Source organism: Paenibacillus sp. J23TS9, assembly GCF_018403225.1.
In the GTDB taxonomy this organism is placed as follows: Bacteria; Bacillota; Bacilli; order Paenibacillales; family Paenibacillaceae; genus Paenibacillus_AQ.
Map to the genome: position 1 here is coordinate 1,613,049 of NZ_BOSG01000001.1, position 14,052 is coordinate 1,627,100.

The 14,052-nt window shown below is 46.7% G+C and carries 12 protein-coding genes; 3 read left to right on the top strand and 9 right to left on the bottom strand.

The window, feature by feature from the left end; translation table 11 throughout:
* Positions 1 to 373: 373 nt before the first annotated feature.
* The 7 genes from KJS65_RS07800 to KJS65_RS07830 form a co-directional block, all read right to left on the bottom strand.
* Positions 374 to 757, bottom strand: coding sequence for a nuclear transport factor 2 family protein (locus tag KJS65_RS07800; RefSeq protein WP_213649309.1), 384 nt, complete (start codon positions 755 to 757; stop codon positions 374 to 376).
* 79 nt (positions 758 to 836) lie between these two features.
* Positions 837 to 2,570, bottom strand: coding sequence for an ABC transporter ATP-binding protein (locus KJS65_RS07805; protein ID WP_213649310.1), 1,734 nt, complete (start codon positions 2,568 to 2,570; stop codon positions 837 to 839).
* Positions 2,539 to 4,371 carry an ABC transporter ATP-binding protein gene (locus KJS65_RS07810; RefSeq protein WP_213649311.1) on the bottom strand — a complete coding sequence of 611 codons (1,833 nt, stop codon included), beginning with the start codon at positions 4,369 to 4,371 and terminating at the stop codon, positions 2,539 to 2,541. Before KJS65_RS07810 ends, KJS65_RS07805 begins: the two co-directional genes overlap by 32 nt.
* 110 nt (positions 4,372 to 4,481) lie before the next feature.
* Complete coding sequence (locus tag KJS65_RS07815) at positions 4,482 to 5,996, bottom strand: carboxylesterase/lipase family protein (protein ID WP_213649312.1); 1,515 nt, start codon at positions 5,994 to 5,996, stop codon at positions 4,482 to 4,484.
* Positions 5,997 to 6,191: 195 nt separating this feature from the next.
* A complete protein-coding gene (locus KJS65_RS07820; RefSeq protein ID WP_213649313.1) occupies positions 6,192 to 7,544 on the bottom strand; it encodes a sensor histidine kinase in 1,353 nt (450 codons plus the stop codon).
* Positions 7,537 to 8,220: a response regulator transcription factor gene (locus KJS65_RS07825; RefSeq protein ID WP_213649314.1), complete on the bottom strand. Its 684-nt coding sequence runs from the start codon at positions 8,218 to 8,220 to the stop codon at positions 7,537 to 7,539. The genes KJS65_RS07820 and KJS65_RS07825 overlap by 8 nt, the downstream gene beginning before the upstream one ends.
* Positions 8,221 to 8,475: 255 nt before the next feature.
* A complete protein-coding gene (locus tag KJS65_RS07830; RefSeq protein ID WP_213649315.1) occupies positions 8,476 to 9,378 on the bottom strand; it encodes a LysR family transcriptional regulator in 903 nt (300 codons plus the stop codon).
* A gap of 200 nt (positions 9,379 to 9,578) precedes the next feature.
* Here KJS65_RS07830 and KJS65_RS07835 point away from each other — a divergent pair, with 200 nt between their 5' ends.
* Positions 9,579 to 10,058, top strand: a complete 480-nt coding sequence (locus KJS65_RS07835) for a DinB family protein (RefSeq protein ID WP_213649316.1) — start codon at positions 9,579 to 9,581, stop codon at positions 10,056 to 10,058.
* Positions 10,059 to 10,129: 71 nt separating this feature from the next.
* On the top strand, positions 10,130 to 10,534 hold the full coding sequence (locus KJS65_RS07840; protein ID WP_213650694.1) for a nuclear transport factor 2 family protein: 405 nt from the start codon (positions 10,130 to 10,132) through the stop codon (positions 10,532 to 10,534).
* Positions 10,535 to 10,602: 68 nt separating this feature from the next.
* On the opposite strand, the gene KJS65_RS07845 is transcribed toward KJS65_RS07840, so the two are convergent.
* The gene (locus KJS65_RS07845) at positions 10,603 to 11,769 is read right to left on the bottom strand and encodes a multidrug effflux MFS transporter (RefSeq protein ID WP_213650695.1); all 1,167 of its coding nucleotides are present in this window, start codon (positions 11,767 to 11,769) and stop codon (positions 10,603 to 10,605) included.
* Positions 11,770 to 11,946: 177 nt separating this feature from the next.
* Entirely contained in the window at positions 11,947 to 12,996 is a 1,050-nt protein-coding gene (locus tag KJS65_RS07850) for an NAD(P)-dependent alcohol dehydrogenase (protein WP_213649317.1), read from the bottom strand.
* A 350-nt stretch (positions 12,997 to 13,346) separates the two neighbouring features.
* On the opposite strand from KJS65_RS07850, the gene KJS65_RS07855 reads away from it, so the two are divergent.
* Positions 13,347 to 13,895, top strand: a complete 549-nt coding sequence (locus KJS65_RS07855; protein WP_213649318.1) for a TetR/AcrR family transcriptional regulator — start codon at positions 13,347 to 13,349, stop codon at positions 13,893 to 13,895.
* Positions 13,896 to 14,052: the final 157 nt, after the last annotated feature.

The window sequence follows — 14,052 nt, forward strand, 5'->3', positions numbered from 1 at the left end:
GGTCGTTTGGACGTGCTGCAGACTCGTCCTTGGACTGCTTGATCGCTCAAAACGATAGTTGAATCGCCACGATGTCGGCGGGAATATTCACATAGAAGATGGATTCCCTTTCAATATACTTAACCAAATACCGCCAATTACCGGGCCGACCCCCGTAGCATTCCGGGTAGCGGCAACGTCATCCCCAACCTCTGTGTCAGTGGAAGATACGAATGGTGCCGTTTGCAGCAAAGCCCCGGGGTTTTCCATTTCTACGGTATATTCATGCGTTGCCTGATATACAGATGATTAAATAACAGTGCTGCTCAGTGCCTCCTCCTCCTTGCCGGTTACCATTTCCGCTGGTTATCAACAAAACACCACACCTTGTTAATTAACTGTAATCTTCAATAAGTAATATTTTACCTTCCTGAATTCCATATACTGACTTCCCTTTCAGCTGCATCTTATCTCCTCTGTTTAACCCGTTTGGCAAATCAACGGCCAGTATCCCTTCATAATCAATGATCACTTCTATTTTGTCGTCAATAGCATTACAGTCGATAATTGTCTGACGGCGACTAGAGAAAATCTTAGTCGACTTTTCCGCGAGCTTTCTAAACTCATGGATACCATGGGTCTCCATGTCAATTTCACCATTTGAAATATTTCTGAACAGGATATCCTTGTGTAAGAGTTTAATCATCCCGGGAACATCAAACGAATTATAGGCTTCGACATAGGTATCAATGATTTCTTTAGTCTCTGAACAAATCAAAGTAAAAGTCACTCCTTTATGAAAAGTAAATAAAGATTTATATCTAAATTCGATTAAAACTTACCTTTTCCTGTATGTTCTATTCCGAACGACTCTCCCTTGTACCATGCTGCCTTTTCCACAGTCGGGCATACAGGCCATTGAATGAGATCAATTCGTCATGGCTGCCTTGCTCCACGATCCTCCCATGATCCATTACAACAATCTTGTCTGCATGCTGCACGGTCTTGAGCCGATGAGCGACAACGATAACGGTGCGTCCTCGCACAAGCCGATCGATCGCTTTCTGAATTTCCACCTCGTTCTCCGGATCGAGAGAAGCCGTTGCCTCATCAAGGAGAATGATCGGTGCACTTTTCAGCATCGCCCTGGCAAGGGAAATTCGCTGTTTTTCTCCGCCCGACAGTGTGCTTCCGCCTTCGCCTACCATCGTGTCGTAACCTTTTGGCAGCTTCAGGATAAAATCATGACAACAAGCAAGGCGAGCCGCTTCCTCAATTTCCTCGCGCGTTGCGTCCTTTCGCCCGAACCGGATATTGCCTGCAATTGTATCCTGAAAGAGGTATACATCCTGAAATACCATCGATACATTATGGAACAATGCTTCCGGGTCCATGGCACGAATATCCTCTCCACCCATCGTCAATCTTCCCTTATTCGGGTCATAGAAACGGGCAATGAGACGAAGGACGGTGCTTTTGCCGCTGCCCGAAGGGCCGACCAATGCAGTGAAGGAGCCTGCCGGCATGCTTATGCTTACGTCTCGCAAGATCGGCTGATCCAGATAACTAAATGTTACTTGCTTTAACTCGACATCATGATCTGAAGGGGGCTGCCGCTCTCCTTGCATGATCGGCTCCCGTAATAGCTTTACGATGCGTTCGCCTGCCTGATCTAAATAGCGAAACTCCGCATAACCGGCGAGTGCGGTTGTCAGCGGATCGAAAATTCGGGTTCCGATGATCAGGAACGCTACGAAGGTGATAACATCCAGGCTACCGCCGAGCAGCAGATGAACGCCAACGATGACCATCAGGGTAAGACCGGCACGAATAAAGGTCATCGCGCTCAGTATAATCGGACCCACCATCCCTTCGAGGCGAATGCTCTGCCGCATCAACTCACTGAAGGATCTTTCGAGCCGGACAAAACGTTCTCCGGTCAAGTTATAAGCTTTGATCACTTGGATACCGTTCAAGTATTCTTGCAGCCGATTGGAGGCATCCATCTTGGCTCGCATATGTTGCGAACCAAATTTGCGCTGGATCCCGGAAGTCAATAACACCAGCAGGATCGCTAAAGGCAACGCCGCGAACAGCGAAAGCGCGAGGCGCCAGTCGAGGAATAACAGGCCAATCAAGGCCAGAATAGGCATGACGATAGCCCCGATCATCTGCGGAACCACATGGGAGATGCCATGTTCCAGCATCGCGAAATCGCCCACTACCATATTGGCCAGATCTCCCGGATCGCGCTTGTTCAGATACCCGAGTGACAACTTGCGCAAATGCTCGGCCAGACGTGACCGTCCCTCCGCTGCCGCGCTGTATGCATCCCGGTATTGTGCGCGATAGGCGGGAATTTCACAGACGAACATGAGTGGAATCGATACCGCCATAGCTCCGCATACCCACCAAAGCCGTGCAATATTGGACGGCATATCGGGATGTACAAACGGGGTGAACATCAATCTGACTGCTTCCATCAACAGTATCAAAGGGATTACGATCACCAAATTGGCAATGGTCGTGTAGAAAACAGGTTTAACGAGCGAGCGCGGATTATCCGCCGTTATGTTGCGCAGCATGCTCATATTTAGTGTCCTCCTCCCCTTTGCCCATATGCCACCCTGCTGCATGATGGTAGGAACGCCACATGCGTTCATACATGCCGTTAGCCGAGATGAGGGCTTCATGCCTTCCACGCTCGATAATTCTCCCGTTTTCCATCACGAGAATTTGCTCTGCTTCCTGAATGGTGGACAAGCGATGAGCGATGATGATGACCGTCTTGTTTTTCATCAACGCTTTTAAAGCGAGCTGTATATCATGTTCGTTCTCCGGATCGGCGAACGCCGTCGCTTCATCAAGCACAAGGATGGGGGCATTTTTCAGGATTGCTCTAGCTACGGATATCCGCTGTTCCTCCCCACCGGACAAATGGACGCCTCCTTCCCCAATCCGTGTGTCAAATCCTAGCGGAAGGTTCTCAATGAATGTATGACACTGTGCCGCCTCTGCCGCCGCGTACACCTCTTCCGGCAGCGCGTCCGGCCGCCCGATCGCGATATTGTTGTACAGGGTATCGTAAAACAAAAACGAATCCTGAAACACGAATGCAACGGTATTCATCAGATCAGGGGTCGCGATTTCGCGGATATCCACATCGCCGATACGGATCGTTCCCCTGTTCACGTTCCAGAAACGGGGTACCAAGTTAGCAACGGTTGATTTGCCTGCCCCTGACGGACCTACGATCGCCGTCATTTTCCCTTGACGGGCGGTAAAGGAAATGTCACTAAGCGCATCGGTATCTGTAAGTTCCGTTGCATATGAAAAAGAAACATGGTCAAATGAAACTTCGTAAGTAGTCGGCAGCCTTGGCCGCTCAGGTTCCGGTACATGTCCTTCTGCCAATATGCGGTCGATGCGCTGAACGCCCTCGTTAATATCCCTGATCGTTTCAGCCAGGAACATGATTTTAAACATCGGAGCGGATATGCCCGGTGCCATGACCAGGAAAAACAACAGTACGGAGGCGAAGGCGACGCTGCCCGGATCGCGGCTCAATAAAAACACGCCGACAGGCAGAACAAATGCGACAATAGAGCCGAGCATCACCTTATGAATCAAAGATCCAAGTTGAAACTGATCTGTTAATTTCACACCATAGTCACGATAGCGGATCATGTCCTGGTAAAACCGGCGAAACGATTGCACGGTTTGCCCAAACACCTTGACGGCTGGCATCCCCCGCACATACTGAACGGCTGAAGCATTCATCCGTTCTAGCGAATCATGGCAGAGCTTGAGGTTTTCTGTCGTCTTCGGTCCGCTGATCAGCATGATCTGAACCGCAAAAGCGACGATAATCGGCAATATGCACGCAAGAGCCAGCCAAATATTAAGCGTAAACATCACGGTGATCATCAGGACTGTGGTCGCAGTAACATGAACGAGATCGGGCAGCTGATGGGCAATGAACGTTTCCACTTTCTCCACATTTTGTTCCAACGTTTTCTTGACGGCTCCCGTCGAGTTACCGTTCAACCAGCCAAGCGGCAGCTTGCCGATATGCTCGGAAAGCCTGACTCTTAGACCGTATAGAATACGAAAAGCGGCGATATGAGAGATCATTCCACCCACATACATTGTGACCAAGCCGACCGCCAGACCTATTAAAGCAATAACGCCTAAACGGATCATTTTCGCTCCGTCTGCCAAACCCGGCGACGCCGCATGTTCCAATAATTCTTTCAATATGAAGTAGACAGAAGCGTAAGGCACCAGCATGCAAACGGCGCTAAGGGAAGATAACAGGCTGGAGATGATCATCAATCCGCGTTTCTCTCCGGCGATTTCCAGCAGCCTATTCAACCCTGTTTTATTTGTCAATGCTCTCCCTCCCTTTAACTGTTTTATTGAGTAAAATGGATGACAGCCTGTGGTGAAAATGAACATGTCACTCGAATCACTTCACCCGGGTGACATGCTCGGACACATATCTAACGTAGAAGGAAGCGATTGAATTCGGCCAAGTCACCTACAGCACCAATTATGGAAGCATATCGCATGGTTTGCCTAAGATCCGGCTCATAGGATCCCCAGGGGATGGAAACGCCAGGATTGCCGGTTCGGATAAATTCAATCCATGCCCTGCGCATAGCGGTTGTTAAATCAGCAACAACCTCTGGATCAGCCCCATGCATTATCGGAACATCCCTGTACGAATCGAAATTTCCGAATATAAACGGAAGTTCTATGCCATGGCAGGCTTTAAAAGGATTTCCGAGCGGTGCCCAGTCAAACTGATAAAGCCATGTACTTGAGCCGGCTTCATGAGCTGCTTCTGCTAGCCTTAGAGTCGGGAGCAAGAACGTATAGTCAGTAATGAGGTCAGATACCAGACCGATCGCAGTGCTGCCGGGTCGCCGCCCGCGGTATCGCTCGATTGTTTCTTCTTTCCCTGTCAATGAAGCAAAACGCTCTTTCACCATAGCCGGATCTAGCGTTTTCAGGTTGCCCAAAAGGACATTGGCTTCCTCTCGATTGGTACCCATAATGAGATCAATACCTGCTTCACCGGCTCCTTTTGCGACCATCTCAATAAAATGATCCGTCGTGGAAAGAGAATCAAAAACAGGCATAAAAGGAAGATTAAGCTGTCCAAAACGTTCAATTTCCTGAGCTAATTTCCCCGTTGCTTGGATGATCTGGGTAGGTGACACTGCATTCAATTGAGCGGTGATTCCTTGTGGATCCTTCGGATTCACATTCAAGATATCCAACAGCCGTCTTCCATTTTCTAATGCTTTTGCTTCTGATAACGGAGCAAGACTTGTGGGCGGACTTTGTAAAATCGCTCTTTGAAAATGACCTCGCGCTTCTCTCCTGGCCAATAGGCACATAATGGCATGAGCTCCCGCGGATTGTCCCATGACCGTGACTTGATCAGGATCGCCGCCAAAATGCTCAATATGGTCTTGAACCCATTTAAGCGCTGCGAGGATATCGGATATCCCCATTGTTCCATCGCTAATTCCCGGAAAATGCAAGAATCCAAAAGCGCCGAGCCGGTAATTGACGCCAACAGTAACGATCTTTCCAGCTTTAGATAGCTCCGCCCCATCGTACCAATCCAGTGACCCTGCTCCCGTCATATAATGTCCGCCATGCAACCAAACGACAACAGGGTGTTTCTCCTGATCTATGGCAGGCGTAGAGATGGTGAGCGATAAACAATTTTCTCCTTGTGGCGGCACAGAAGATTCTCCTTGTGGCGGCACAGAAGATTCTCCGATGGCTTGACGCAATGGCGAAGGTGGCTGTGGTGCAATAAAGCCATGAATACTTGCATCCCGAATTCCTGTCCATGCAGATACGGGGCGTGGCGGAGAGAAACGGTTTTCCCCCTCGGGTGCTGCTGCATATGGAACACCACGAAACTGAATGACATCATTTCTTCGAATCCCTTGAAGTGTACCAAGAGAGGTCTGTACAACACATGATTCGTTTCTCATAAAAGACAGCTCCTTTACTAAATTGATATAGACGTTTTGGTGATTCAGTATGTTCTCATGAAATGAAGTCTCCCTTCGCAACCGATACTACGCATCCTATATGAACGTAATATGAACCTAATGGGATAAAATGTAAAAAAGATGAACGAATTGTTCACCTTTTCTCTTGCTTGGTATTCGATTGTTTGGATTGGATTACATAGCCGGCAGAAAGACGGTAACCACCGTTCCTTTTCCTGTAGGGCTGTCTATCTCGATCCGTCCGCCGTGCAAGTCAACAACACGCTTTACAATCGCGAGTCCAAGACCGCTCCCCCCCGCTGCACGATTATGCGATTTATCTGCCATATAAAAGCGTTCGAAGACGCGAATGCGGTCTTCTTCGGCAATGCCGATTCCCGAATCTCGAATGATGACTCCGATTTCATCATTTCTGGTCTGTAGCTCGATGAAGATTTCACCGCCTTCGGGCGTAAATTTAATGCTGTTGCTGAATATATTTAGCCATACCTGGCTCAGCAGGTCTTCGTCCGCCTGAATCGCTGTTTTGGAAAGCTTGAGATGAATATTTATTCGTTTGTCCGCCCATTGCGGCTCTGCGGCTACGACAATCCGGCGGAGTTGGCTGTCAAGCCGAACGAGTGACGGATAAAAGGAGCACTGGTTCGAGTCAATCGCGGCCAGTCGGAGCATATTCTCACTGAGCCGGGATAATCGCATGCTTTCGTGACGGATAATGTCCAGGCAACGCCTTTGCTCAGCTTCATCTAGACCGGCATTTTGCAGGATGGAGATAAAACCAGAAATAGACGCAAGCGGTGTTTGAATTTCGTGGGACACATTGGATACAAATTCCTGCCGCATCATTTCTATCTGGCTCAGCTCGCGGGCCATATGTTGAAATTGCTCCGACAAGATGCCCAATTCATCTTTGCTCGTCGTCTGAAGATCGAGGTCATAGTTTCCTTTGGCAATTTTTTTCGTTGCAGCGGTCAATGCTTTTAAGGGCCTTACCACTACGCTGGTAAAGAGAATGAACTTGGTGTTGGCGACTGCAATCACTATCAAAATCACAACGCCCAAGATCATAAGCATCTGAGAAATATTAGATTCTTCCGGATGGATGATAAGTGCCAACTGTTCGTCCGCAGTTTGTAAAGGGAAACCCATATGCAGGTTCGTAGGTAGGGGAAGAAAAGATGTTCGCCTTACGATTTCGGCACCGTTTTGAATCCGGCGGATATCCTCGCCTGTAAGGTTGGGCTTGCTTGCCTTTCCATAATCGTAACGAAGGCCGTTCCGATCATATATCCACAAGGATACCTTCTGCTCTTCGGACAACTGTTTCAGAAAAATGTCACGTTCGGTTGGCGCCAATCGAGAAAAAACATCAGATATCAACCAGTTTCGCACCGCATACTCACGTTGGATCGACTGTGTGATCTGATCTTTAAACAAATAAACGGTGATCGGAATGGCGCTTCCGAGACCTATCGCTACGGCTACGAAAAACAGCAATACGATTTTTAAATATAAACTCTTAAACATCGCTTTCCGTCTCCAATCGGTATCCGATTCCGCGAATCGTTACAATACGGAAAAAATGTGAATAATCGGCGAACCGATCCCGCAACCGCTTGATATGAACATCGACCGTCCTCTCGTCTCCTTCGTGGTCAAATCCCCATACCGCTTCGATTAACTGTTCCCGCATAAAGATTTGGCCGGGATAGCTTGCAAGCTGATATAAAAGCTCGAATTCCTTGAGCGGCAAACTCAAATTCACGTCGCCGTCCGAGACTGTTCCCCGAAGCCGATCCAGCTTGAAGCTGCCCAGCATCACACTCTTATCGGCCGCGATCCGGTAACGGCGCAGCACAGCTTTGATTCGGATTACCAACTCTTGCGGATCGAAAGGCTTGACGAGGTAATCATCGGCACCTAAGCCGAATCCTTTCACTTTCTGACTCGTCTCGTGCTTGGCTGTAATGATGATAATCGGCAATTCGGGGCTCAAAAGACGCAGTTCTCGGCACAAATCCCATCCGTCCATGATTGGCATCATGACGTCAAGCACGACCAGATCCGCAGGCGAGCGTTCCATTTCCTCCAGAGCCTCTTTACCATTGACCGCGCCCAGAACGCGATATCCTTCGCATTTTAAAACGATTGAGATCATTTCCGACATATTCGCATCATCTTCTACAACAAGAACAATTGTCATTCCTTCTGCCTCCTTGCTAAATCAGCAGTTCACTGCTTTACTGCGGAAAGGCCATGGGACCGAGGTTAACGCATCAATATCATTACTATTTGCCTATCCCATTTATCTGCTTCACTAATATGTGGATGCTCCGCTTCGTTCAGCTCATTATTACCTCGTAACAACGGTCGGCGTGTTGGTCGTCTTTCTTAATAACACCTCGCCCGCAAAATTACCGTATCTGGTGCGACCATTGACATCGTTCTCGCCCCTTCTCTATGAAGACTTTGAATGTCGGATAGCTGTCTCGATGTATGCTTTCAAAGACTTGATAAATGTTCGCATGGCGTATCCTATATATCTGTCGCTGCGATAGATCAAACAAATATCTTGAGAAGGCGTGGGATTCCTCAAGTGTACGACTTTGATGTCTGTATTGTGGAGATTATCCAATAGAAGACGCGGCAGCACACAGGCGCCAACTCCGCTCTGTACCATATGTAGGAGGGAAGATAACGTTGTCGTCACCATATGCGGCTGAATGTCAAAACCTTTGTCCATGCAAAATCGATCGATCAGCTTACGGCATTGATGGTCAGGTGGGAACGTAACCATCTTCAAGTCATGCAGTCTGTTCAAGGGTATAAAGTTTTCTGAGGCTAGGGGGTCATTTTTACTTACCGCTAAGGAAAATTCCTCATGAAACAGAGGAATTGAAGTAAGACGCTCATCGGTAACAGGTCCAATGGTTACGCCGACATCAATGCTTCGGTCGCAAACTTGTTCTGTTACTTTCATGGTTTCCAGGAGGGACAAGGAGATGGTGGGATAGGCCTGATGGAAGTCCAAAAGTAAGGAATTAAACATGAGGTCCGCATCACCGGGCAAGACGCCAATGGATAACGATCCTCCCTGCATCTGCTTTAAGTCCGCAATGGCGTGGCTCGCTTGCTGCAGATGCTGGAACACGGCAGCTCCGTGTTCCTGAAGAATCGCCCCAGCGTCTGTAAGGACAATTGTTTTCCCCAACCGGTCGAACAACAATACGCCTAATTCTTCTTCCAATCTCCTGATCTGTTGACTGACGTTCGGTGCGCTGACCCCCATTTTTTCAGCTGCTCTTGAGAAGTGCAGTTCATCACAAATGGCCATAAAATACTGTAATTGTTTCAACTCCAAAATTCGCACCTGCTTTCCTTAGCATGAATGATGAATGCAAGTTACATCATTATTCTCACTCCTTCTTCCTTACCCTGTCAATAAATATTCATTAACTTCTACTTAACGTTCCGGTAACGCCCACTGCATTGATGGTATATTCCATGCAATCTATACTGGGAACATATCAAGCGTTTCTTATAACAAAGGAGGAAATGAACATGTCTGAAATGGTTATCAATACGGCAAAGGTTTTACGTCAAATAACACAGCAACAGGTGCAGGCTACCCCCGAGGAATTATTCGACGTTCAAATTGCAGGTTTTAACAATACAATCCGTTGGAATGTCGGTCATATCATTTATTGGATGGATCAATATTCTACCTTGAGCTTCGCTTCTCCATCTGTCATTCCGGATACGTATGAGACGCTATTTAACTCTGGGACCAAGCCCTCGGACTGGTCCTCTACTCCTCCATCGAAGAAAGAGATGCTCGGAATCTTAGCCGCGCAGCTTCTCAGAATGACTGAGCTGACACCCGAGATGCTAGAAGTAAAGCTTTCTACTCCTTATGCCATGGGTCCGTTTCAATTCAACACCGCCGGTGAGTTGTTTAATTTCGCTATCATTCATGAAGCCATCCACCTTGGAACGATAACGAGCCAACTAAAGGGTTCTGTCGCGCTAACCAAAGATTGAGTAGAAAAGGCATCTCGGCGATCGAAACTCAATATTTTAAAGCAACTCTTAAATATAAGGAGGAATCTATGATGAAACAATCCAAAGGTTCTATCACTTCCCGAACAAGCGAAGGTTTTGAGGCGTTTAAGCTGGCTTTAGAAAAGGGATCTACCGAGGAATTTCTTAAGCTGGTTACGGAAGATTTTCATTTCTTCGTTCCGCTTCCGTTAGAGGGCTGGGATCATGAACAGCAAGGGAAAGAGCGGTTCGAAGATTTAATCAGGTTTGAGCGCTCCCTATTTCAAATGCAGCTGACTCCGGTTATCGCAATTGAAAATGAAGATAACGGGATGGTTCTATTTCGCTCGGAAGGTGTGTTGAATGGACGGAATTTTAGCAATGAGCTTGTAATCGTCTTTACGTTCGAGGAAGAGCGGATCCGTTCCTTCAAAGAATATGTAGGTATGCCGTTACGAAACTACGAGAATCCTTAAAAAGGGGCATATACGAAAGAACTTACATCCCTAAAAAGTAAGCCACTTCTTAAAAAGGAGTGGCTCTTTTATGATCTTAATGCCGGATCATTTTTTTCTTTAATCAGAACGATATAAGCAATGACTGATAGTAAACTGGTCGAAAATATAACAATCCCAAATGGTATAGCAGAATTGTCGCCTGCAATACCCACAAGCGGAGACGTAACGGCACCTAACGCAAACTGTAATGTACCGAGCACGGCAGAAGCGCTTCCTGCAATATGCCCCTGCGACTCCATTGCTAATGTAAAAGAGATGGGTCCAATGATACCAATGGATAAAGCGAATAAGAAGATCGAAACAAACATGGCTGATAATGCTCCTTGTACCAATACTATAAATAAGGTCGCAGCAGAAGATATAAACGCTATTATTAATCCGATCAAAAATAGTCGGCTTTCCGTTACCCGGCCTGCAAGAAGTTTGACGAATTGAGATCCCAAAATAATAGCAAGGCCGTTGAGCGCAAAGAGGATCGAAAACATTTGCGGCGAAACGCCGTATATGGTTTGATAGATAAATGGGGTACCCGCAACATAGGCAAAAACACCTGCGAACAAAATGCCATTGACGAGAGCATACCCCATAAACGAGCGCTTTCGGAACAAGCTGTTATAATTTCTCATCAGCGAAATGGTACTGCTCGGTACACGCTGCATTACAGGTAAGCTTTCCTTTAGCCCCCATAGGGTTATCCCGGTTAATGCTATGCCAAGCACCCCCAAAAATATAAATATACCTATCCATGAGCTATAAGACATGACCGCACTTCCGGCCGTAGGGGAAATTAACGGTGCCACATTGCTTATCATCGTTAGCAGCGATATAAACTTCGTCATTTCGACCCCGCTAAACCGATCTCGAACAATAGCTCTCGAAATGACGAGTCCGGCGGACGCAGCCACCCCTTGAATTAGCCTTAAACATATGAACCATTGGATGCTTGGTGCAAAAGCGCATCCAATCGAAGAAAGAATATATATGATCATCGAAATCAATAAAGGCGGACGTCTTCCATAAATGTCGCTTAAAGGCCCCATGATCAACTGTCCTAACCCTAATCCTAACAGGCTAGTGGTTAAACTCGCTTGAACCGCAGATGCGCTTGTTCCAAAAAAAGCAGCGATCTGCGGAAGTGATGCAAGGTACATATCGACGGTAAATGGCCCCAACGCCGAAAATGTTGCCAATATTAGGGCAAAACCGAGAGGTTTTTTTTATTCTTATCGTTCATTCCTTTAACTCCTATGACTGATTAAATGTTTTCTGTAAACTAATGTTTACTCCATCTCCAATAATCCGGACTCCCATCCAATCAAGGGGCACACCACTCGGCGTGCCCCTTGATATTTTTTGGCTGCAATGAATCTTTATTCATTCCCCATCGTGCTGATGTCGATGACAAATCGATACCGGACATTCGAAGCAAGTACGCGTTCCCAAGCCTCATCAATCTGTTCAGCGGAGATAACCTCGATCTCAGGTGTGATTTGGTGTTCAGCGCAGAAATCAAGCATTTCCTGTGTTTCTTGAATACCGCCGATTGCCGATCCAGCAAACGACCGACGATGCGGGATAAGAGAGAATACTTGAACAGGTAATGCTTCCGGCGGTGCACCTACGTTAACCAACGTACCGTCCACTGCCAGCAGTGATAAGTATGCATTCAAATCGATTCTGGCGCTCACCGTATTCACGATGAGATCAAACGTACCGGCTAGCTTATTGAATGTCTCCGGATCGCTGGTCGCATAATAATGATCCGCGCCTAATTTCAAACCGTCTTCTTTCTTCTTCAAGGTTTGAGATAAAACCGTTATTTCTGTTCCCATGGCATGAGCGAGCTTCACAGCCATGTGTCCGAGTCCTCCAAGTCCAACTACCGCTATTCTTTTGCCGGGAGCAGCACCCCAATGGCGCAGCGGCGAGTAGGTTGTGATCCCAGCACATAAAAGCGGTGCGGCGACATCGAGATCAATGCCGTCGGGAATTCGAACCACGAAATCTTCCGTTACGACGATGTGGGTGGAATAACCACCCTGTGTATATTGTCCATGTCTGTCGATAGCTGCATAGGTACCCGTATGTCCATGAAGACAATACTGCTCCTCTCCTCGGCGGCAGCTTTCGCACTCTCCGCAGGAATCAACCATGCAGCCGACCCCTACTCGGTCACCAACTTTATACTTTGCGACATCCGAACCAACCTGGGAGACAATGCCGGCGATCTCATGTCCTGGAACGAGAGGATATTGGACCGGTCCCCAATCCCCGCGAGCGGTATGGATGTCAGAGTGACAAATACCCGCGTACTTGGTCTCAATGAGGACATCATGCGGCCTAAGATCCCTACGCTCAATTGTGGTTAATTCAAACGGACCTTCCGGACCGAACACAGCACGTGCATTAGCATTAATCATGTTTAACCTCCAGATAATTCCGTTTTTATCAGCAAGTCCTTATTTAGAAAATAATCAGGTGGGAATAGATGGGCAATCACTCATGCCGCGAACCGTATCTATATTGATTCACACTCTTTTTATGAACTGTCATATGTGCAACCCTCTTTTCTAAAAATGATATTCCCGGTACGGCAATTGTGATAATCCACAGAAAGTGAATAATCAAATTAAGTTGTTTAATCAACTTGTGTCTATTATTATAAAAAAAGAAGCCGAAGTTCAATGGTTAAAAAAGCGCGATTTGTTCAAATATCAACAACCTCATGAAAAATGTTCATTATTTTGGAAAGCTCAGGGGGAAAGACAGGATGGCAAAAGTGGATCGGAGAATTCTAAAAACGCAAGAATCCTTGAAAAAAGCCGTCATTGAACTGATGGCAGTTAAAAATTTCGATGATATTACCATTCAAGACATTGCGGACCAAGCAAACGTAAATCGAGGTACGATATATCTTCATTATCAGGACAAATATGATTTATTGGATCAAATCATGGAGAATCAGATTAACGAATTAAGGGAGATGGATACATGGGCATGCGAGTTGGAATGGGTCGAAGCTCTAGTTCCATATTTCGAATATTTCGAGAGAAATTATTTGCTTTTTTCAACCATGTTAGCATCTAAAGGTGCCCCTTCATCTTTTAGAACACGGCTGCTTGCTTCTTTCATGGAAGGCTTCAAAGGTGAGATTGACCAAGAAAGCGGTAAAAATACGGATTTAATCGATGATGTGATGCTGCAGTATGCCGGGACTGCTTATGTAGGGGTCATTGAATGGTGGATCCGAAATGGAATGCCCTATTCACCTCAAGTCATAGCCAAACAAGTTGGGACCTTGTTAGAAAGAAGTCTATAATCCGAGTTATGTGCGGCCCAGCTTTTTTACCGATATATGGTCTTACCTTTTTCGGCTAACAACCAAAACTTACAATTGAAAAGTCCCAGCATATCGAGCTTTGAGCTAATTATACTGGGTAAATGTAGTTCTATATCCATATCCAGTTGACATACTC